This is a genomic window from Candidatus Avelusimicrobium sp., from assembly GCF_056976295.1.
Window position 1 is genome coordinate 1 of record NZ_DBMCTG010000016.1, and the last position, 21,684, is coordinate 21,684.

19 protein-coding genes and 1 tRNA gene are annotated in these 21,684 nt (G+C 49.1%); 7 read left to right on the forward strand and 13 right to left on the reverse strand.

The window, feature by feature from the left end; all coding sequences use genetic code 11:
• Positions 1-637: 637 nt before the first annotated feature.
• Genes ACZOTW_RS06545 through spoVG form a run of 3 tightly spaced genes read left to right on the forward strand, consistent with a single transcriptional unit; the run spans position 638 to position 2,905 of the window.
• Complete coding sequence (locus ACZOTW_RS06545; RefSeq protein WP_483997811.1) at positions 638-1,705, forward strand: toxin-antitoxin system YwqK family antitoxin; 1,068 nt, start codon at positions 638-640, stop codon at positions 1,703-1,705.
• Complete coding sequence (gene ispE, locus ACZOTW_RS06550) at positions 1,702-2,667, forward strand: 4-(cytidine 5'-diphospho)-2-C-methyl-D-erythritol kinase (protein WP_483997812.1); 966 nt, start codon at positions 1,702-1,704, stop codon at positions 2,665-2,667. The genes ACZOTW_RS06545 and ispE overlap by 4 nt, the downstream gene beginning before the upstream one ends.
• On the forward strand, positions 2,594-2,905 hold the full coding sequence (spoVG, locus tag ACZOTW_RS06555; RefSeq protein ID WP_428057881.1) for a septation regulator SpoVG: 312 nt from the start codon (positions 2,594-2,596) through the stop codon (positions 2,903-2,905). Before ispE ends, spoVG begins: the two co-directional genes overlap by 74 nt.
• A gap of 587 nt (positions 2,906-3,492) precedes the next feature.
• On the opposite strand, the gene ACZOTW_RS06560 is transcribed toward spoVG, so the two are convergent.
• The gene (locus tag ACZOTW_RS06560) at positions 3,493-4,095 is read right to left on the reverse strand and encodes a nitroreductase family protein (protein WP_483997813.1); all 603 of its coding nucleotides are present in this window, start codon (positions 4,093-4,095) and stop codon (positions 3,493-3,495) included.
• A gap of 388 nt (positions 4,096-4,483) precedes the next feature.
• Between ACZOTW_RS06560 and ACZOTW_RS06565 the strand changes: the two genes are divergently transcribed.
• Positions 4,484-4,942 (forward strand): type IV pilin protein, encoded by a 459-nt coding sequence (locus ACZOTW_RS06565; protein WP_177745767.1) that lies wholly within the window; start codon positions 4,484-4,486, stop codon positions 4,940-4,942.
• Between the two features lie 31 nt (positions 4,943-4,973).
• Here the strand turns inward: ACZOTW_RS06565 and ACZOTW_RS06570 are convergent, their stop codons facing one another.
• Together ACZOTW_RS06570 and ACZOTW_RS06575 are read right to left on the reverse strand one after the other, a co-directional pair.
• A complete protein-coding gene (locus ACZOTW_RS06570; protein WP_483997814.1) occupies positions 4,974-7,628 on the reverse strand; it encodes a 4-alpha-glucanotransferase in 2,655 nt (884 codons plus the stop codon).
• A gap of 3 nt (positions 7,629-7,631) precedes the next feature.
• A complete protein-coding gene (locus ACZOTW_RS06575; RefSeq protein ID WP_428050344.1) occupies positions 7,632-8,954 on the reverse strand; it encodes an MFS transporter in 1,323 nt (440 codons plus the stop codon).
• A 111-nt stretch (positions 8,955-9,065) separates the two neighbouring features.
• Here ACZOTW_RS06575 and ACZOTW_RS06580 point away from each other — a divergent pair, with 111 nt between their 5' ends.
• From ACZOTW_RS06580 to ACZOTW_RS06590, 3 genes are all read left to right on the forward strand, one after another.
• Entirely contained in the window at positions 9,066-9,479 is a 414-nt protein-coding gene (locus ACZOTW_RS06580; RefSeq protein WP_428041527.1) for an EamA family transporter, read from the forward strand.
• 45 nt (positions 9,480-9,524) lie between these two features.
• Complete coding sequence (locus ACZOTW_RS06585; protein ID WP_428040829.1) at positions 9,525-10,712, forward strand: sigma-70 family RNA polymerase sigma factor; 1,188 nt, start codon at positions 9,525-9,527, stop codon at positions 10,710-10,712.
• A 9-nt stretch (positions 10,713-10,721) separates the two neighbouring features.
• Positions 10,722-10,795, forward strand: a tRNA-Arg gene (locus ACZOTW_RS06590).
• Positions 10,796-10,970: 175 nt separating this feature from the next.
• Here the strand turns inward: ACZOTW_RS06590 and nrdD are convergent.
• From nrdD to ACZOTW_RS06640, 10 genes are all read right to left on the reverse strand, one after another.
• A complete protein-coding gene (gene nrdD / locus ACZOTW_RS06595) occupies positions 10,971-11,177 on the reverse strand; it encodes an anaerobic ribonucleoside-triphosphate reductase (protein ID WP_483997815.1) in 207 nt (68 codons plus the stop codon).
• Between the two features lie 106 nt (positions 11,178-11,283).
• Positions 11,284-11,802 carry a hypothetical protein gene (locus tag ACZOTW_RS06600; RefSeq protein ID WP_483997816.1) on the reverse strand — a complete coding sequence of 173 codons (519 nt, stop codon included), beginning with the start codon at positions 11,800-11,802 and terminating at the stop codon, positions 11,284-11,286.
• Positions 11,786-12,091, reverse strand: a complete 306-nt coding sequence (locus ACZOTW_RS06605; protein ID WP_428057157.1) for a hypothetical protein — start codon at positions 12,089-12,091, stop codon at positions 11,786-11,788. Before ACZOTW_RS06605 ends, ACZOTW_RS06600 begins: the two co-directional genes overlap by 17 nt.
• 37 nt (positions 12,092-12,128) lie before the next feature.
• Entirely contained in the window at positions 12,129-12,545 is a 417-nt protein-coding gene (locus tag ACZOTW_RS06610) for a glycoside hydrolase family protein (protein ID WP_483997817.1), read from the reverse strand.
• Positions 12,545-12,766 carry a hypothetical protein gene (locus tag ACZOTW_RS06615; RefSeq protein ID WP_428044892.1) on the reverse strand — a complete coding sequence of 74 codons (222 nt, stop codon included), beginning with the start codon at positions 12,764-12,766 and terminating at the stop codon, positions 12,545-12,547. The genes ACZOTW_RS06610 and ACZOTW_RS06615 overlap by 1 nt, the downstream gene beginning before the upstream one ends.
• Positions 12,766-13,053, reverse strand: coding sequence for a hypothetical protein (locus ACZOTW_RS06620; RefSeq protein WP_483997818.1), 288 nt, complete (start codon positions 13,051-13,053; stop codon positions 12,766-12,768). The genes ACZOTW_RS06615 and ACZOTW_RS06620 overlap by 1 nt, the downstream gene beginning before the upstream one ends.
• Before the next feature lie 103 nt (positions 13,054-13,156).
• On the reverse strand, positions 13,157-14,248 hold the full coding sequence (locus ACZOTW_RS06625) for an H-type lectin domain-containing protein (protein ID WP_483997819.1): 1,092 nt from the start codon (positions 14,246-14,248) through the stop codon (positions 13,157-13,159).
• Between the two features lie 9 nt (positions 14,249-14,257).
• Complete coding sequence (locus ACZOTW_RS06630) at positions 14,258-14,683, reverse strand: hypothetical protein (RefSeq protein ID WP_483997820.1); 426 nt, start codon at positions 14,681-14,683, stop codon at positions 14,258-14,260.
• Positions 14,684-14,686: 3 nt separating this feature from the next.
• Positions 14,687-15,391, reverse strand: a complete 705-nt coding sequence (locus ACZOTW_RS06635; RefSeq protein WP_483997821.1) for a hypothetical protein — start codon at positions 15,389-15,391, stop codon at positions 14,687-14,689.
• A 9-nt stretch (positions 15,392-15,400) separates the two neighbouring features.
• Positions 15,401-21,682 carry a hypothetical protein gene (locus ACZOTW_RS06640; protein ID WP_483997822.1) on the reverse strand — a complete coding sequence of 2,094 codons (6,282 nt, stop codon included), beginning with the start codon at positions 21,680-21,682 and terminating at the stop codon, positions 15,401-15,403.
• Positions 21,683-21,684 lie beyond the last annotated feature (2 nt).

Below are 21,684 nucleotides of genomic sequence, written 5' to 3' on the forward strand. Positions count from 1 at the left end.
TTTTATATAACCCTCCCCGGACCGTAATGGTACTGTATCAAAAAAAAAAAACGAGTCAAGCCTTTTTTGGGCCCAGACGAAAAAACTCTTTTATACGGGTCTTTTAGACCCGTTAACAGCCAATCAATAAACAACAAAGGCAAACGACAGATCCCCGAACCCTGCGGGCCGCCAAAACCCTTGGGGATGACACTTCCTGTTGTTGTCATTCCCGAATGTTGTAGTCGGGAATCTGTTGTTCGTCGTTGTTGCTCTCTTACAGAACGACAGATCCCCGACAGAAACCCTCGGGGATGACTCTTCTTGTTGTCGTCATTCCCGAACGTTGTAGTCGGGAATCTGTTGTTCGTCGTTGCCGTCATCCTGGAAAGCCGTAGTCCAGGATCTGTTGTTATAAAACAAGGATTAGATTCTGGAACGCTCCGCGCCGACAAACCTCCCAGAATGCCCTCTTTTTTCATCATCCCGAAAGAGTGGCGGGCCGCTAGGGTGCGGCCCGCAGGGTTCGGGGATGACAGCGGAAATGGCTACGGGAAATGTGGGCCATACGGTACAACTCTATTTTTCTTTATTAAAAACGTAACACCGCGCCATAAATTTGTAAAATAATTGCAAATCCCTTAGGGAGCCTTGAATTATGAAAGAAAAAATTATTTGCGTATCTACGCCGACAACACGCACCTATTACAAAGCCACACCTCTGGCTAAGGAATTTTTGGATAAAGAACAAAACATCATCAATACTACCGGCACATTACCAGACGGCGAAGTAACAGAATTGGCCGCATCTTCTGCCACCATAAAGCACCTTGCGGGCGGAAAACTAAACGGTAAGTTTGAGGTTATCAACCTGACGGATAATTCTGTTACTTTTACCGAAGAATATAAGGACGGACAACTCGTCAGCATTACGGAGCGAACGCACGCCCTCGCCGAAGGAAAACACAAAGAAGAAAAACCACACCACCACTATCCCGGCACCGTACTCAAAACAAGCAAAGGATCCAATTCGTTCTATATTAACGGAAAGGAAGTAGCAGAGGAAACGCTGTCCTCCAACGGGGCTACATTGGAAATTTTAGGAACTATCCCCGACGGAGAAGTAAAGGAATTTAACGAAAACGGACAAGTAAAAACCGAAGCGCATTACAAAAATAATAAACTCCACGGGGCGCTCTTTCGCTACGAAGATAACGGCCGGATTAGTTCGCGCGAGGAATATTTTAACGGCGTGTTACAGGGACCTGCGGAATATTTTACCCCTATTAAAAATGATATGCTCCACACGCGCTGTTCTTATAAAAATTCCCAACTGGAAGGCGAACGCACCGTTACACAAAACGACGGCACAGTGCGTGAACGGGAATCTTTTGTGCGCGGGCACATTGAAGGCTTAAAAGAAACTTTTTACGCAAGCGGCCACAAGGAATCGGAGGAAAATTATACCAACGGAAAATTAAACGGTGAACGCTTGATTTATTTTCCGTCAGGTGCGCTTTGGTACCGCGAGCATTACACCAACAACCGCTTAGACGGAGAGCGTTTCGGCTATTTTGCCGACGGCAAAGTGCGATTAGAGGAATTTTATACCGACGGACTTTTGGAAGGCCGCCGCAATATTTATGCCGAAAACGGCGAACTTTTAACCACCGAGGAATACCACTGGGGTTCTTTGGTGCACAACACGGAGCGTAAACTAAAATGAAAATCACCCGCTTTTGCCCGGCCAAAGTAAATTTGTTTTTGGAGGTTACCGGAAAACTCCCCAACGGATACCACGAACTCGCCACGTTGTTTGCCAAAATTAATATAGGCGATACTTTAACGGTAGAAGCCGAACCTGCCGAAAAAACAGAAATTTCCCTCACCTTAACAGGCCCCGTCGGCTCGCTGCTGCGCGCGGACGAAAGCAACCTGGTTTGGCGGGCGGCGCAAGCCTTTTTGACGCATTACCGTTTAAACGCTAAAATCAAAATGACGCTGGATAAACACACCCCCACCGGGGCGGGCTTAGGCGGTGGCTCCTCGGACGCGGCGGGCGTACTGCTTGCCTTGTGCGAAATTTTTAAAAAGGATAAAAACGAACTTTTGGGTATTGCCGCTAAACTGGGTGCAGACGTACCGCTTTTTATGTACGAGGACACCTTTTTAAAAGGCGAGGGTATCGGCGAGAAATTAACCCCTGTGCCAGCGGCGGGCCGGTTGCCTTTTTTGGTGCTTGCCTACCCCAATACCGTTGTGCCTACGAAGGGCGTTTTTGCGCGGCTGAAACTCCCGCAAAAAGAAGAAGTCTTGACAAATATCTCAAAATTAGATAAATTAATAACATACATTAGATGTGCAAGTCCTTTGACCCTTTGGAAAGATTGTTTATTCAACCGGTTGGAGGAATGCGTTGTTCCTTTTACAAACTCTGTACGAAATGTGCTGCTTGATTTGAGAAAAACAAATACAGATGCAGTTTTGATGTCCGGTTCTGGCTCCACGGTTTTTGCTTTAGTTGAAACTGAAAAGGATGCAAAAAATTTGGTAAGCAAAATACAAAATAAGGAACGGATAGTTTTCTTTACGACATTTCATAGGAGTTTAAAAGATGAAAATAACGGAAGTCAGAATACATCTGATGGGCGAAGATCGCTTAAAAGCATTTGCAAGTGTAACTTTTGACGATGCCTTCGTTGTTCGTAATATGAAAATTGTAGAAGGGACAAACGGCGTTTTTCTTTGTATGCCTTCCCGCAAGTTACCCGATGGAACCCACAAGGATATGGTTCACCCCATTAACCAAGAGTTTCGGGAATACCTGGAAGAGAATATATTGAAAGCCTACGAGGAAGAATTAAAAAACCAATCCGTAGGAAAAACGCAAGAAGAAAGTTCAGGCTACAATAAAGATGCACAATAGGGTTCAGCACAGATTTTCCGTTATTCATCTCGCTTAAGCTGTGATGAAACAATTTACTTCCGGATGGTGAAATGGTATCACTACTGGTTTTGGTCCAGTCATTCTAGGTTCGAGTCCTAGTCCGGAAACTTTACAACCCCCGGGTAACCGGGGGCTTTTTATTGGATAAAATCCAACTTCTCTGCAAATTTTCCCCCGTACATACACTACCAAATAAGATGAGATTTTGGACAGAACCCTTCCAAAATGACCTTTTAGATAACAACCACTATCCAATCAGTAGATTCTGAAAACCCTGCGGGCCACCAGTTCAGGATGACCTCTTTTTTCATAAAGTCGTCATTCCCAAAAGCCGTAGTCGGGAATCCGTTGTTGCGTCGTTTTCTTACGAAACGGCAGATCCCCGACTAAATTCCTCGGGGATGACAACACAATAGCACAACAAAACAAGGCTGTTATAAAAATAAAAGCGTCGTCCTGAACTTGTTTCAGGACCTACCGATTGGGCAGTTTGTCGTGTTGTTATCTAACAAAGTCATCCTAAAAAGTCGTAGTCTAGGATCTGTTGTTATCAAAAAACGACCTTTTTATTTTTCTACGCGTAAGCGCGATTGGGGTAAAAAGGTTTTCTCCCCGTCCGTGCCGACGGACACACCAAACGGCATTTGCGCCAAGAGTTTCCACGTTTTAGGAATATGAAAGGCTTGCGCTTCGGCTTCGTCCACTAGCGGATTATAATGCTGCAAACTGGCGCCAATACCCGCCTGTGCAAGCCCCGTCCAAACCACCAATTCCAACATCCCGTTGGACTGATACGCCCACAGCGGAAAATTATCCTTATACGTCGGGAATTTTTGCTGCAAATCTGCCACCGTTGTCCAATCTTCAAAAAATAATACCGTGCCATACGCGGCCGCAAACGAGGCGATTTTCTCCTGCGTGGGCGCGAACTTTTCCGGCGGCACGATTTTCTTTAACGCATCTTTTGTTAGTTGCCAAAAAAGTTTGTGTTTTTCCCCTAGCAAAAGCACTACCCGCGCCCCCTGGGAATTAAACGCACTCGGCGTCAGTTTTACTGCTTGCGCTATCAAGGCCGTTAAGGCCTTATCCGATATCGGGCACTCGTTCGTCAGCGCGTAGCGCGAACGCCGCCTTTTCAATGCTTCAAGGAAACAATTTACTTTATCCATACTTTTCCCCCTTTTTATGAGAATAGCGTTTGATGTGCCCCTTGTCAAAGCCGTATTTGGGTTAGAAAGACAACGCGGCAAAAAGATTGTTATAATAAAAAGGTCGCACGCAAGCCGCAAGGCCTGCAACAATTTAATCCTGTTTTTGGAACCGGGCGAGGAACCCGGTGCGCTGGCAGAAAACTGCCGGCACAAGTCTAGTCCAAAAGCAGTCGTTTTTAGGCACAACATATCTAAACTGATCCTTTGGATATGCTGTGCCGAGTGTTTATTGCCATCTTTGGATGGCAATAAACCACGGCTGTTTCTGTTTGGGTTACTAGACTTGGCTCAACGGAAGCAGCCGTTTTTTAATGAGCCTTTTTCCAAAAGCAGACAAGGAGAAAATATGGAAAAAGGTTTTACATTAATAGAATTGTTAGTAGTGGTGCTAATTATCGGCATTTTAGCCGCCGTCGCCCTGCCACAGTACGAAAAAGCAGTAGAGAAAAGCCGCGCGGCCGAAGCCCTAGCCCTAGTCAAAACCATTGGGCAAGCCAACCAAGTTTATTTTATGTCTAACGGAAACTATACCACAGACTTACGCGATCTAGATATTGATATCCCCGGAACAGACGCGGTACACAGCGTTCCACGCAGAGTAAGCAAGTATTTTTCTTACCGGGCGTCCCTCAACACAGCCAGCAACGATATTGAAGGCATAGCATTAGCTAACCGTTTGCCTATAAATACTCGTTATGCTATTGGCTATATGCCGGACAATACCCTAAAATGCTTCTATAAAGAGGACAAAGATAAAACCTTTTGCGAAAGTTTAAACTTGCCTACGGATAAAGTTTGGCAGTAGAAAAATCCCCCGGAGAAACCGGGGGATTTTTTTATCTGTTTGCGTCCTTAATTAATTGCCTAATTTTATCGTTAAAGGCCGTTTGGTCTAGCAGTTTTTCAAGCGTAATAGGCATACGGTAGCGCCAATAATGGCGCGGATTAGCGGGTACGTTAATACGCTCCTCATCCGGGTCCGGCGCGCGCAGGGTTTCGTCCATAGAGGTCCAATCCTGGTACGAAATCAACGCCAGCATAGAGGGGCTGTTTAAGTGGAGCCGTAGAATTTCCTCAGCCGTTTTTCCGTCCAGTTCCGCGGGGGCTTCGCCTGTTTTTCCCAACACCTCACTCCAAAAGCGGGCAGTTATTTCCCGTTTCTCTTTCCACCAGCCGCGCAGTACGGACATATCGTGCGTGGACGGCGTAGCCACCGACAGATACGGATATTTTTTCGTGTCGGCAAATGTTTCGCCTAACCGCTTGGGCATACGCTCTATTTCCAAGGACAAAATTTGTAACTTGTTTAATACCTCGGGCACGCAGGCGGGAATCATCCCCAAGTCCTCGGCACAGCACAGCATACGCGTAGCCTGTGTAACAGCCGGGAGTTTTTTCATCGCCCCGTTCTTCCAAAATTCGTTGTGGCGGTGAAAAAAATAGTCGTTATAGAGCCGCGTAAAAGCCTGTTGCTCGCCAACGGACAAAGAGCGGTAGGCCTCACTTGTCAGCGCGGAAATACGCGGGTGAAATTTAGACGGGTCTTTATGGTCCGGCACAAAAAGCACATTGGCCGCCAAAGCAAAAAGGCCTTCTTTTATCCGCTGTGCCGTTTCGTCCGTTTTGCCCACAAAGGCCTGCTCCGTTTGGCGTTGGGTAGAATATTCAGGCTTTAATTGGTATTTTTCTCCTGCTTTCAACTCTAAATATTTTTTGGATACTTTTTCCGCTAAATCGCCAAACACTTTCCGCACCGTTTCCGCCGTAATGTGCGGGCAAATAAACGAATCATCAAACGGCAGGCCGTAACCCTTTATTTCGTCCGCACTCATCGGCAAAGCGGGCGCAAACTGCCCCAGAAGCCCCTGTACGGCGTGCAACGGAATTTGCCAAATGCGGAAGAAGCCCAATACATGGTCAATGCGGTACGCAGCAAAATATTGCGCCATATGGACCAACCGCCGAGTCCACCAACGGTAACCGTTTTGCGCCATTGCATCCCAATTGTAAGTAGGGAACCCCCAAGTTTGCCCTGTGGCGGAAAAATCATCCGGCGGGGCACCTGCCTGCGTGTTTAGGTAAAAGAGTTGCGGCTCCGCCCACGCTTCCGCACTGTTGGGAGAAACTCCTATCGGAATATCCCCCTTTAAAATAATCCCTTTTTGGCGGGCATACCGGGCAGCCTCACTTAGTTGGCAATGGAGCAAAAATTGCACATAATACCAAAAACACACCGTGCCATATTCCTTGGCGCCCGGCTTGCAAAAGGCCACCAAATCGTTATGCGAAAATTTGGCATATTTTCCCCACTTGGAAAAATCCGCCGTTTTATAATGGTCCCGCAAGGTGCAAAACATAGCATATGCAGGCAGCCAATGCGTATTTTGCGCAAAAAATCGGCGAAACTGTGGCGTAGATAAAATCTTTTTTCCTTCGGTTAAAAAGGCCCTTTTTAAATATTCCAATTTTAATTGCAGGGCTCTTTCGTAATCCACCTGCGGTAATTCATTTATTTCTTTGCGCTCCTTTTCCAGAGATTTATTACCGCCAGGCAAAAGGCGCACATCCGCATATAATGGGTGCAACGCATACACACTGACGGCACTATATGGATAAGAGTCCTGCCAAGTGTGTGTAAGCGTGGTATCGTTTAGGGGCAAAATTTGAATTACCTTTTGTCCCGTTTTTTGCGTCCAATCTGCTAATTTTTTTAAGTCGCCGAAATCGCCTACACCACAACCGTCCTCACTGCGCAGCGAAAATACGGGGACAACCACTCCCGCCGCACGCACCGGAACTTCACCCGTAAAACGGGGAGATAAATCTTGCCGGACAAAAACTTCGCCCGCCTTTAACGGCGGATTATCTAATGTGCGGTTAAAGCCGTCTTCCCACAACACCGCGCCGTTACTCTTTGCAATAAACTTATATTCCGCCGGAAAAGTTTGCTCATCAGCATTTAGCACTATCTCCCACTCATTTAGTTGCGTACGCGTAAGCGGCAGGGCCTTGGCGGGATTCCAGTTTCCCAGTTGCTCCGTACTACCGCAGAGGTACAAATCTCCATCATACGGCGCTTGCACCCGCAATGAAAGCGTACGCTTAAAAAGCGGCAAGGGCGTTTGCGTAACAGATTGAGGACGAAACACTTCGGTTACTGCGGATGAATACAAATGCGCTTGCGCGGGCAAATCACGCCAAGCATCATTTAAATAATAGGCTGAAATAGAGGGAGAAACGGACAAAAGCCGCTCCACCTTTTGCCACTCCCGACGAACGGTTTTATCCTTTCGGCGCACTTCGTAATGATACGCCATAACGGCAGGCTGCTTAAAAAGCAGCAAAATACTTCCCGTCCAAATTTTACCGTCCTGTGTAGATAGCGGGATATTTATTTTGCGCTCGTTCGCGCCCGCTTGGGCACGGTACAAAACGGCGTGGAGCGTCTCGCCCCATACTGTATTATAAGACAAACGAAAGGAAATTTTCATCATTTACTCCTGCGTTTGGCGGTCGTGCACCCGCAAGGTAAACAGCGCCGCCACGAATAAAAAGAGTCCGCCCACGCCTACGGCGGCAATCGCACTGCCACCTAAAACATACTTCATAAACGGGCCGAAAAAGAGGTTTACGCAAATCTGCGGGATTACGATAAAAAAGTTAAACACTCCCATATAAAACCCCATTTTGTCCGCCGGGAGCGCATTGGAAAGCATTGCATACGGCATAGACAAAATACTGCTCCACGCAATACCGATGCAAATCATCGGGAAGATAAGCCCCATTTGTGTAAACTGCACGCCCAACAGCGTAAGCCCCAAGGAACCCAAACCCAAACTGCCCACCGTCAAGCAGGCAATGTGTATCGCCTTGGCGGAAAACTTAGTAGTCAGCCACAGCAAGACAAAAGCAAACACGAACGCCACGCCATTATAAATGCCAAAGCAGGAACTGCCCCAGTTGGCGGCAGTTTCGTAGGCCGCCGTACCCGGTGTGGCGTGGAATACACCCGAAGCAATACCCGGCGTAAAATATACCCACATTACCATAAAGGCCGCCCAAGTAAAAAACTGCACCACAGCCAAACGGCGCATTGTAACGGGCATTGTGATAAACGCGCGGCACATTTCTCGCACTGTTTTAAACGGATTAAACGCTTGTTTTTTGAGATTATTAAATTCCGCCATATCGGCCGGAGGATATTCAGGCGTCGTTTTAATCGTAGCCAAAATCGCCGCAATCAGCACCAACGCACCAATGTAAAACGAATATTTAACCGTATTGGGGATGTGCCCCAGCGGGGCTTCGGTGCTGACGCCGACAGCCGTCAAAATCTGCGGCAGAAAAGAAGCAATTACCGCCCCCGCGCCAATCATTACGCTCTGCATAGCATAACCCGTCTTGCGCTGCGCTTCCGGCAAAATATCCCCCACAAATGCGCGGAACGGCTCCATACTCACGTTGACCGATGTATCCAATATCCACAGGGCAATAACGGCCATCCAAATGGCTGAGGCCTGTGGCATTAAAAAAAGCGCAAACATAGAGAAAATAGCCCCACCCAAAAAGTATGGGCGGCGGCGGCCCAAGCGGCACCAGGTTCTATCGCTAAAATACCCCACCAACGGCTGAACGAGCAAGCCGGTAACCGGGGCAGCCAGCCACAACATAGGAATTTGGTCCTCACTCGCGCCCAAACGCGAATAAATGGCGCTCATATTTCCCATTTGCAAAGCCCAGCCGAATTGGATTCCAAAGAAACCCAAACACATAAACATTATTTGCAGAAAAGTCTTAGACGGTCTTTCTGTGGACATATTTCCTCCCATAAAATTGGCATACTGCTTTTTTTATTATAACACTATTTTTCCCGTTCGCGTAGGGAAAGTAGTGAAAGTGATAAAATATAAGCAAGGAGAACTCAAAAAATGTGGTTTGTATATGCGTTCTTATCAGCACTCTTTGCTGCGCTTACCTCCGTACTGGCCAAAGTGGGTGTGGACGGTGTAAACTCCAACCTGGCGACAGCCATCCGCACAACGGTAATATTAGTTTTGGCGTGGGGCATAGTATGGATGACGGGCACGAACAAACAGTTGACCCTAGTTAGCCCAAAAAGTTGGACCTTTTTAATCTTGTCTGGTTTAACGACAGGCGGTTCGTGGCTGTTTTTTTATAAAGCACTCCAAATGGGCACGGTCTCGCGTGTGGTGTCGGTAGATAAATTCAGCGTGGTGCTGGCAATTCTGTTATCTGTTTTATTTTTGCACGAAGTTGTCAGTCTGAAAGTGTGGCTTGGCAGCGGACTGATTACGGCGGGCGTTTTGTGTATGGTTTTATAGGCAAAAACCTTTCGCACCGTCAAAAAGTTTGATATTATATTGTATATGGAAAACGAGTCGCTTGATAGTGTAAACGAATATTTTAAGCATTTGGGTAAAATCACCCAAGAACTGGACCGGAACGAAATGACCCGGTTGTGGAAACTTGCCAAACAAGGCAATAAAGATGCTAAAAATAAAATTATGGAAATGAATTTGCGGTTGGTTATTCCGACGGCAAAGCGTTTCCAGCGCCCGGGTATGGACCTGATGGATTTGATTGAAGAAGGCAATCTGGGGCTTCTGCAAGCGATTGATAAATTTGAACCCGAAAAAGGCTATCGTTTTTCCACTTATGCCGTATATTGGATAGAGCAATATATCCGCAAATATATTGAGGAACAATCCGGCTCTATCAAAATTCCGTCGCACGCGTGGGGAAATTTAAAAAAATGGTTCCGCGCGTGGAACGAGTTGAAGGAAGCCAACGGGCGCGACCCGTCCTTAAACGAAATGGCGGCAGAACTCAATTTGACTGCGCGGCAGGTAAAGTCTATTATGGACACTTTAAATGCCGCTAAAGGGGTTGATTCTCTCACTACGCTGATTCACGATGAGGACGAAACCACCTTGGAAGATTTAATCAGCGACGACGGAAAAGGAAATCCCCACGATGTTTTTCTTAAAAATGAAAACCAAAACAGCATCAAAAAAAGTATGGCTGATTTAAACGACCGGGACCGCCAGGTGCTTATTATGCGCTACGGTCTGGACGATAATGAGCCAAAAACACTGGGCGAAGTGGCGGATATTTTGGGTTTGTCGCGTGAGCGGGTACGCCAAATTGAGGAACGAGCCGTAAACACCCTGCGCAAAGAAGCCTATAAAGCGGGAATTTTGGAACCCGCCGCCCTGGATTTACGCACACGCAAACTGCATACAGCCATGCAGCCGCGCTTAAAAACAAATATTTTGGGCCAAACAATAGACAAAAGCCCGCTTGCAAAACTGTTAAAACAGCGGGCCGTGCTGATTGCCCAACAAAAAGCGAACGAAGCAAAAAAGGCTGTTGCTAAAAAAACGGATAAAAAATCGTCCGCTAAAAAAAGTGCGGTAAAAGACGTTGTAAAAAAAGTGTCCACGCGGAAACCTGCGCCCAAAACAACCGTTAAAAAGGCGCACGCGAAAGGCAAGACATCTCCTGCGGCAAAGGCTAAAAAAGCCGGTAAACGCATCAAAAAGGCTGCTAAATAACTGTTTTACGCCCCCGTAGCTCAATTGGATAGAGCGGCTCCGTCCTAAGGAGAAGGTTGCGAGTTCAACTCCCGCCGGGGGTATTTCTATTTACAAGGGCTTTCTAGCCATACAAACTGCCAAAAAGCCTTTTTTCTCGTCGTAAAACCTATTTTGCAAAATTGGGAAATTGCGGACCTGTGCGGCAGTTGCGTTGTCAGCAAAATGTCAGCATAAACCCCGTGCAGTCTTGTGCAGTGTTGGTGCTTCTGATTGGGCTTACTGGCAGCCGCAGGACCGTTTCGGATGTTCAACATCATACACTTTTCGCATAGCATACTCCTCTTTTTTGCCTTTGTTCCAGCCCTGCACCGGTCGCAAATACCCCACAACACGGCTGTAAACCTCACACTTGGTTCCATGGCAGTTGGCTTGCGCTTCTTTTAGTTCGGCAATTTCTTTTAGTAGTTCTGCTTTTGTTTTCATGAGTTATCCTCTTTTTTGCATTTTTCACATGCCAACCGGCAGGGTTCCCCTGTTTTCAGGCACATGTATTCCCAAAAATAGTGGTCGTATTCCGCGTGCTTGCATTTCATAAATAAACCCCTATCAGCATACCTACGCGTCCTTGGCCTACAAATACGCCGGCGGTCGTGTTGCGCAAAAGCCCCGTAAAATCGTCTAGGCGCCTATCCGCAAACACATAAGGGGCGGCTTTTTGGTCCAAGCCTACCCCGGCACCATAGCGGTCAAAATAGGCCAAACGTGCGCCCAGTCCGGCTTTTATATCACTACCCAATAACCCCTGCACCGCGGGCCGAAAAGTAAAACCGGCGCGTTTTACGCGTATCCTTTCGGCTCCCTGGGTGGGCCGGACGACTTCCACCGTGCCCTCCGGCGGCACATATTTTACAGTGGCCTTAACAGAACCGTCCGGTCGGCGCACCTTGGCCGTGAGTTTGTTGGCCTTTATAACCACTTGGGCGGCGGTGTTTTCGGGCAAAGTGGCCGTCTTGGCAGTCAGTTTATCCAGTTGCCGCGCCTTGTGCCAGTTGGAGAATAGTAGCCCTGCCAGTAGTAGCAGGGCTAACAGTCTAGTTAGTTTTTTCATTGGTCAGGGCTTTTTCCGCACGGCTCATAATCGCACGTTTAATGCCGTCATAGCCGATTTGTGCCAAGGCCAATACCACCAGCCCGATAAGCACCGCCATAAGCGGCGTTTTGGCCGTAATCCCCGCGCCATAAACGGCAATGAACCCGCAGAGCATAGCCCCGGCAAATACCGCCAAGGACCATACAAAGCCCGGCACCTTGAAAAACTTTTCTACCAAGTTTTTCGTCCACTCAATTAAGCCCACGCACGCAACTGCGGCCAGGCAGATAATCATTCCTAGTTCCATTTTTCACTCCTTTTCAATTCCGGCGAATTCGCCGGAATTAAATCCATTGGCCCGTTTCCATAATACGGGCATTTTCTATTGCTCGGCGGCCTACTTGCGCCGCCCATTTGCTCGCCAACATCTCTTTGGCGGCGGTCTGATAGTCGCCCTTTTCCACTGCGGCCAGCATTTTTTTAAAGCCCTTTAAGCCGGCAATGCCCATATTAAATGCCATATCCACCAATACAAATTGCCGCGCGTCGTCCAGTTTCCACCACCAAGGGAACGCCTTTTTGACGGCTTGTTCCGCCTGGGTTAAATCCTCTTGCAGGATAAACAAGGCGGCATTTGCGCTGATACCGTTTTCCAAATTATGCCCGTAGCCAATGGTTAAATGGCCCGTAGGGCATTTGTAAGGGAGTTTTGAAAAGCCCTCATAGCGGCGAATATAGGCCGCGGCTTTTACGTTATCCATTAATCTTCCCTCCGGCGATAATGCATTTCACTAATACGCTTATGCGCGTTGGCGCAACTATCTTCCAACTTGGCCACACGTTCTTGCAGATGGTTATATTTATCCTGCTTGGATTCCAAGCGGGACAGGTCTTTGCGGATAGCGCGCAGTTCGTTCCATAACCCGCCGGCGGCAAATACCACAGCCGCCACTTTCCAAAGCACATTAAAGTCTAATTCCATTATTGGCCCTCCTCTTTTTGGGTTTCGGCCTGCGCGGACTCAGCCGGCCCACCACGCAATAGATTAGCCAAAGACTCAATTTCCTGCGCCTTGCCTCGCACATAGTCGCTTACGCCGCTATTGTTGGCAAGGACCAGTTCCCGCACCGCGCGGGTTAGCCCGGTGGAAAGTTCCAACGCCTGCACCTTTTCTTCTGTCGTAGGCTCTGGAACTTCCGGCTTTTGGGGTGCAAAACCCATTAGATACCAATCCCCATTCCAGCCTTGCTCAACATCCATTATGCTCATTCCCATCGATTGGTAAAATTTTTTATCTGTACCAATTCCGACAGTACAAAGTTTTGTTTTTTCATCCAGAATTTTTGCATATTTTCGTACCATAAAATTGCTCCTAATAATTTTTAAAAGGGAAAAATAATTTATTTCCATTTGGCGGAACTGTTCCTGTCGAGGTTACCACTTGTCCTGTTCGGATTGGAATCAAGGCTGTATTTCCCCAATATGAGTCGCGTCCATCTCTAGCGGAACTAAGATGATAAAACACATTCACTCCATCAATCGCGAGAGCCCCACTAGAATAAGCATTATCGCCATTCCAAGTACAACAAATCCAACCATTGGAAGTTGCCGTATAAGGAAGAGTAATTGAAATTCCAGCAGTTGTATCAACAAAACCAATGAAATTATTTGAGGCTGCTTTATCTAGTTTAGAGGTTTGCATTTCGCTAACTGTTTGTATAAACTCTGCCGCCTGGGCAGTGCTTGCTGGAATAGCGGCGTTGTAGGCGCAGACCCACGGATACTTGATATTTCCCATAGGAGTACCAGCGGCATAACCTTTGGCTTCCCAGCCCCATCCCATACCAACAGCACGCAAATCCTGCTTTGTAAAACCAGTAGTAGTTAGATTGTAAACATCAATCCCAAAGTCGTTATAACTTGTTCTGCTTGTTGATTGCACACTGGTTAAAACTAACGGAACACTCGCAAACGGCTTAAAGAACGTGATATTTTCAATATTTACGTTGGTTTCATATCTGGCTCCCTGTTCAAGCCAGCCGTCAGAATACAAGTTATACCAAGAAGGGGATGTTGCTGTGGGTTGTTTGCTATCCACCAAGACGCGCCCACCCAACTTATACTTGGGCAAACGCAAGGAGCCCTCCACCTCGTCCACCACATAAAACAGACACCCCTGTGCCGTGTTCACCAGTTCGTCGTATTCGGCCTTTGTTTTGCATAGTTCAGGGTGACTTTTGACCCACGCGTAAAAATCGGGGTACAACGCGGAGGCGTTAGGATAATACTCGCCTGTCCACGCTGGCAAACAGCCGGGGTTGTCTTTGGCTAATGAGGACTGGCTCCACACTAACTGCCCGATAGCAAGTCCACGGGAATTTTGCGCGCTTTGCGCCGCGTCCTGCGCGCTGGCCGCCGCTTTGGCGGCCCAATGCCGGGCAGAATAAACTTGTTCTTCGCTCATAATGCCCTCCTAACTGTTCAGCGCGGAAACATCCACCGCTTGGTCTTCCGGCGCATTGGCCAGTTGTTTGCACAATTCGGCCAAAGCCTGTGCCTTGGTTTGGGCCGTTTGGGCGGAAGTTGCACTGCTAGACGCCGCCGTGGCACTGTTCGCCGCATTCGTAGCCGATGCGGCCGCTGCCGTTTCACTTTGCCCTGCATTGGTGGCCGAAGTAGCCGCTTGCGTAGCCTTTCCAGCCGCGGCCGTCGCACTCGCCGCCGCGCTGGTGGCGGAACTGGCCGCATCCTCGGCCTTTTCACTTGCCGTTTGGGCACTGGTGGCCGCCGCAGTAGCGTTGGCCGCAACATCCTCCTTGCTGCCTGCCGCTGCCGTAGCGCTTTTAGCCGCCTTGGCCGCCCAATGTTTCGCAGAATAGATAGTCGTTTCGTCTGCCATAATTTAGTTCTCCTGTGTCTCTTTTATCTCGTCTAACAAAATAGCAATATCCACCGGCACATCTTCATCCGCACCGGCTATATTGCGTGCGCACCGCGCAATTTGCAAGGTCTCGTCTTTCAAGTCGGAGGCTTGGGATAAAGCCTTTTGGGCCTCTGCCTGCGCTTTTTGAGCCGTGTCTTTCAGTTCGTTTAACTGCTCTAAAAAGCCTTCTGCACTGGGTTTTTCCTCAGCGCTCACAGGGTAACAAATGGCGCGTTGGAGTTTTTCGTTAAGTTGTTGCTGCGTCATGACGATTTTATCCAGTGCGGCTTCCAATGCTACCGCTGGGATTTCCTGCCCGGCTGCAAGGTTCAGTTCCTGCACTAGTGGCACGTCGCGCATAATCGTCAGTTTCTCGCCAACGGCGGGGGCTGTATTCAAGACGACATAGCCGGAATAACCAGCGCTGCCGCTGTTGCCGGTATCGTCCAGTTTCGTCTCGCCGTCTGTGTCTTCCGTGAGTCCTGTGTTGTGTATTTCCACCTCATAGTCGGTGTCTTCTGTGAGGGTCGTTTCCGTTCCGGCGGCATCTGTCAAAATCACGCTGATTTGATTGTTTTTGTCAAAAACTCCCGCCGTATTTTTAAAGAAATCAAACGGGATTGGAAATTTCTTACTGCTCCCGTTGCCGGAAAAAGTCTGCTTTGCTCTTTCGTCGCTTATCATATTTGCTCCTTATTTACCGGCCCACCCTTTAATTTTGAACAGGCCTTTTTCTTTGTTGTCTTTCTCGGTTATCGCTTTTCCGCCACCGAACCACCAGTAGTACGGCTTACCGAAAATCGGCAGACGGCTCCAAATGTTCATTTGGCTGATGTCCTTTTTCCCGCTTATTACGCGCCCGGTATCTTGCCACAGGTCATTTGCGGTCCCTAAGGCTGGCGGCACGACGGCATTGATTAGCGCGTTCATGGGGTCCTGCTTGCCGCGCTTTATCATGTAGCGGGTAACCATAGCGTTTTGCAGGATGGTGTCCACCAGTTCTTCCGTAACATCTAAACTGCGGCCAAGCAGAAAATCTTTTAATAAGTTGGTAAGGGCTCCGTACCCGATTAAAAGAGTAAAAAACCGCATGCTGTCCGCAATCGCCTTTGCGTACTCTTCCGGCGTTTGGGCTTCATGGAATTGTTCCTGCATGCGGGTGTATAGGTAGTTAGCGCGACGGGCCGCAAAACTCTTTAATTGGTAGAGCAATTTATAGCCACCACCGCCCAATGCGTACCGCTCCGGCATATCCAGCAAACTCATAGGTTGCACCGCCGACAAATCGTAGTACAGCAGAGATTGCAAGTTGTCATTGTTGATGTCCCCGTTCTTCAATGCTTCCACCACCTCGGCAGCTTCTTCCGGCATGAATAGGCCTTCCAGTTCCTTTTGTAGTTTCTGCGGGCTCTTTTGGGCCTGTTGTTGCCGGGCTTGGAAGTCCGCGTTTATGTAGGTTTCCTTGCCCAGCCGGTCCATGCTTGTAAAACCGTTGATGCCAAGCAATTTGCGCAGGGCTTTATCCATAACGCCCTCGCGCTCTTTGCGCATGTCTACGTCGTACACCTCCGCGCCGATTTGCTCCAGCTTTATCCACCCACCGTTTTTGCGGGCGTTTGCGTAGGCGCGCAAGGTGTTTCCGTGTCCCCATTGGGCAAACGTAAAGCCGATATCTTCCAACTGGCTAATGGTGCTTATGGGGTTTGTAATGGTCGTTAAATAACTAAACGTCTTTATCCCGCGCACCACTTGGCTGGCTTTCGCCGGTCGCACAAAGGTGGTTATGGCATCTTTGAGGAGCTTTTCTTCTCGGTAGGATAGCCGGTAGCGTTCTTTTGCTTCCAGCACCAGTTTGCCGACCGAGTCGTCTAGGTTGTCTTCCCCTATGCCGAAGACCTCTTTTATGCTTATGGCCTTTGCCATGTCGTCGGCATAGTCCATAAGGGCTTCGTAGGAGTTTTTGTAAAACTTGCTAAGTGCCTTTGAAACGTACATAATGTCGCGTTGCTTTATATTTCTGGGCTGCGCGGCGGCGAGGTCCTTAGGTTCAAAACCTCTAAAATATTTGTTTATTGCCATGGCCTTTTCCGCTGTTGTGCCGTTTTCCACACCCATTATTTTGAGTACGCGGTCAATGTTACTCCACTCCGACGTGCCTTGTAAAAATTCAATGAATGCGTCTGTGTTTGCCATGCGGCGCGGGTTGTACGCTTCCAGCCAGCCGATAGACAGGCCATGGTTCACGCCCTCTTCCCATATTTTTTTGAGGCCGTCGTTCTTTTCTTCTATGAGTTGGGTGAGGTTCTTGCCGTTTAATTTGACGTCTTTGTATTTGACGGCGATTTCCGCTTCTGCCCGGTCGTTGCGGTTCATTTGCGCCCACGACAAGAGTTCAAAATCTTCAGGGTTTTTAGCCACGTATTTGTAAATATAGGTTATGTAGTCCCCGAAATATTGGCGGTAGCGGCTGTTGCGCATGACACGCTTTCTCGGCAAATCTTCAATTTTGCGGGCCAGTTGTTTATCTACGCGACGCAGCCTGTCGCTAATACTGACAAAGGCGTCTTTTAAGTAGTTTTTCACAACGCCGTCTTTCTTCGCCAGTATTTGCTCGGCCCGTTGTTCGTCTGCGTCCGGGGCCTGCCATGCAGTCTGTATTTCTTTCAGAGTGGCCTTGGTCCGGGGGTTCTGCAAAAGGTGCAGCATTTGAAGCGTGCGGTTGACGTAGGCCTTTTCTATGGCCAGCATAGTGCGGCGTACGGCGGTTTCCAATGCTTCCTTGTTCTTGGCCGCAGAAATGCGGGCCAGGTATGCTTCCAGCTGGTCTGCGTCCACGCGCTTTTTGATTTCGTCCACAATATCCTTTTTCAGGCCGTTTAGCTTGTCAATTTCAGTGTCGGCCAGTTTCTCGGTGGCTTTGAGTTTTTCTTCCAACAGGCGCACGTCGTCGCGGTCTAAAACGCGGTAGCCCTTGCGCTCTATCTCGTTAATCTTGCGCAGTACCTCTTGTGCGCCTTCCAGGTTGTCGGATACCTCTTTTATAATTTCCAGCTCTTCCCGGTAATGTTCGCGCTGTGTGCTGGCGGTTTTGTCTTCTAAACGATAAACCTTTTTGCCGTCCAGGGCGGCCTGGATAAGGTCGTGAGCGTGTTGGTCCATGGCGTCTTGTGACTCGTAGGTTTCGCCGTACCCTTTGCCCATATAGCCGGCATCGGTTAGCCAGCGGGCCGGATCGTCCCCTATCCCGTCGAGTTTATTGGGAATGCGCGCGTTGCGGTACGCTTCGGCGTCAATACGTCCGGCAGCTGCGTAATTAGCCCCACGGCGGCGCAGCTCGCGCAACAGGTCGGTTTGCGGGGCCTTTGGCATGCGGCGTTTGGTTTGGCTGTAAAGGGCTTTGATGTCGGCCAGCGCAAGGCCAGTTTCGGCGCGCGGCAGTCGGTTGTGTTTAATGTCTTCTACCGCCTGGCGGACCTGTCGCAGCTTGCCACGGAATTTGGCAGCGTCCGGCACCTGTACGGCTTGCGGGGCTAGCACCTCATTAAAGAAATCCTTTGCTTCCTGGCTCACGTTCTTTTCAAAAAACCGGGTGCCGTCCAGGGCGTCGTAGATTTCTTGCAGCCAGTCCTTGAAACGGTCAAAAACGCTGCGCATTTCGGGGGCGTCCGGCACCTCTTTGGTGCGGATATATTCCAGGAAGGTGCGTGCGAATTTTTCCTGTTGCTCGCGGTTCCAGCGAGAGCCTTCCTTTTTGCCTAGGAAACTTTCAATAACCTGCGTATAATGGCGGGTGGCTGCATTGTCATTCTCTGCGGCTAATCGTTCAAAATCACGCAGGAAAACATGCCCCAACTCGTGCAGCAGGGTGGTTTTGTTGGCTCCTTCCAGCAAGGTGATAACCGCGCCGGTGTCCGTGAATTCGGTTTGCCCCAGCGGGTTTTCTTCGCCCTGGTGAAATTTATCTAAAATTTTGACGGCTTTATCGTCAAATACAACGTAGCACCGCCCATCTATCGCCCCTTCGTATGTAATGCCTTTAACTCCTTCCGACAGTAAAATCTCGGAAGCGTTTTTTGAGGTTATGACAGGACTGCTCTGTTCATTGTGTTCTTTAAGAAAATTCTCATTATCGGCCGCAATAGCGCGGTATATACTTCCGCCCGTTTCGTTGTCAGCAATAGATTCTCTCAATAATTTGCTGTTATGGTCTTTCGCCATGTTCCTTAATGCGTTTTTCACTTTTACCGGCTGTTCGTTAAACGTCTTCTGCTCGTCAAGCAGCACGTCGTTTTCCGGGATATCCACTCTATACAAGCGCCCGCTGCCCTGTTGCAGCAAGTCGGGGTCAAATTTATCAATGGCGGCGAGGGCCTTTTTTTCCCGTTCAAGCGTTTGTTCAATACGTCCGAGGGACCATTGTTCCATGGGGGTTTTGGTTCCTTGTTTTTTTAGTTTTTCAATAAGTGTACTGTTGTCTTCTATGGCTCCTTCAATATCACGACGCGCTTGTTCAATAGTCAGTTCGCCGTTTTTTATTCGCAGGGCGTAATCAATACCGCCGATGTCTTCTATGACGCTGTGTTCCCCGTCGTATTTCCAGCCGCCGTCCATTTCTTTATATCCTCTCGCGGTTTCTTCGCTGGCGGCAACATAAACGCCCCAGCCGTGTGCTTGCACGCCTTCGCCGGTTCCCAAATACGAAAGGTCAAAATTTTCAAAATCGGAGGGGCTTCCGTGCCACGCTGGCTGGAACAGCACATTTGGTCCCTCGTTTTGGGCCTTGAAATTTTCCGCAATATCAGCTATACTACGAGTGCCACTGCCAACGAGAACCGGCTTTTTGGAGCTAGGGCGTTGGAGTGGCTCGTTTTTTGCCCAGTTGTCAATGTTTGCGTCGCTGTCAAAAAAAGCGGTATTTAACAGAATACGTCCATTAGGTAATATTTCCAAAGTAGCCCCTGCTTTTCCCTGTTCGGTGTTGGCTTTAATAAAAACCGGAACGCCATTATTTTCCCCTTTTTGTCCGGGTATGTAATAGGCATACTCCACGTTATCAAGTCCCGCTTCTAATGCCGCCCATTGTTGCGGCGTGAGGTGATGGCGGTTGTCAATGTGCTTTACGCGGTTAAACGGTACGTCAACAGCCGCCCCCGATTGTGCCTGCAGCCGGTAATAACTTTTGCTTTGTTCAGTTGGGTTTTCCTTATTGGCTTTGTAAAAGTCCACAAATTCAACGAGGGATTGGGCCGGATTTTGGTACATAGCCGCTGCCGCTTGGAATACCACCTGCGGTCCGTCATCCGGCAGGCCGTCGCGGTCTATGGCGTAATCCGCATTGTTTCCAAAATTAAAGGATGTGTCCTCTTCCCGTGTGCGTAAGTCCTTAAACTGCACCTGGTTGCGTTCGTACCACGAGCGTGGGGTTTCGCCGGATATTTGGTATTGCAGCTGTGCAAACGCTTCATGCATGTTGGCTGCGGCTTCCGCTTCGTCTTCGGTGTAGCCCGCTTCCAGGGCGCGTTCGCGCACGTCGTCGCGGATGTCATATACCTGTTGGCGTTCTTCAGGCGTGAGTTGTTTTTGCGTGCCGCGTACGGCTTCCGCAAATTCCTTCGCACTTTCCAAAATGTCCCCGTTTTTATAGGTGGCCGGGTTGTTCTCGTCGTTTAGCATTTGTTGTACGTCTTCTAAACTTTCGCGGCTTCCGGCCTTCAAAATAACGCCTGCGAGCATTTGCTGCGCGGTTTCTTTCGGCACACCGAGGGCTTCCAGTTTGGCTTGCCCGTTGGAAAGAATGACACCGTAGCGTTCCTGCAGGGTCAGTTCGCGCCCTTCGTTGGCGCGGACCAGCTCCTGCACTTGTTCCAAGGTGGGCGGCGGTATTTTATCCCCTTCTTGGGTGGATACGCCTTGCGCAGCGGCCGCTGTTTGGGGCAAAATGCGCCGCACGGCGGCTTCCACTCCGATATGTGCGCCGGTGGCTCCCGCGCCGGTAAGTCCGCCTAAAAGGGCTTGATAGGCCACCTCTTCTAGGGTTTGCCGGATGCTGGCTTCTTTGCCGCCCCAGTTTTGCATAATGATTTCGTTAGCAGCCCCTTGGCTACCTTCCTGTATGGATTCCGTTAAAAAGTTGCGTACCAGTTTGGTTCCCCAGCTGCGTGCTTTTAGCCCGCGCAGGAAGAAATCCAACCCCACCTTTTCAAGTATGGCTTCGGCGGCTCCGGCTCCTAGGCCGATTTTTTCGGCTTTTTCCGGGCTGACGCCATTGGCGAGGGCTTCCTCATAACTTTGCCGCCCTTGTATGGCTCCAAAAACCGCAGCGGTGGCTGCTGGGGATTTGGTAATGGCTGCCGTGCCTAGGGCCATTAAAAGCGAAGCGCCGCCCGCCGATAAATCGTACAGGAAACCGTCAGTTTCTTCTTTGGCAAGTCCGGTGTGGCGTAGCCAGTTCTCGTGGCGTTCCTTCATTTCCTGCATTTGCTCGCGTGCGAAGCGGTCCACATTTTGGTGCATGGCTTCCAGCTGGCGGCTTTGGGCGTTCAAATCGTTGTAATACTTGGCTTTGGCGGCTTCGTATTCTTCGTCAGTTTTGTAATTTTCGCGTTTAATGTTGCCGCTTCCCCATGTGTATTTGTCGGTGAGTTTGGTCCGTTCCCAAGTGTAGCGGGTGTCATTTATGGCTTGCATGATAGCCCCTACCCCTAGGCGCCCCAGCGTCTGTACGCCCGACACAGCGGCTCCGGCGGCTCCGCGCGGCATCTGTCCCAGCAAACTGTTTTTCTGCTCACGTACGGCGTTTTGGGCGATTTCTGCGCGGGTCTGCTCTATGGGCTTCATAGAGAAGTAGTTGTCACGTTTTTTATTAAAGCGTTGCAGGGCGGTCAAATACTCCACTTCCGCTGGGTTGTTTGACGTAGTGTTAACGCTGATGTTATCTTTTTCTAAATAAACGGTTCTTTCTTCCGGCAGGTTCATAG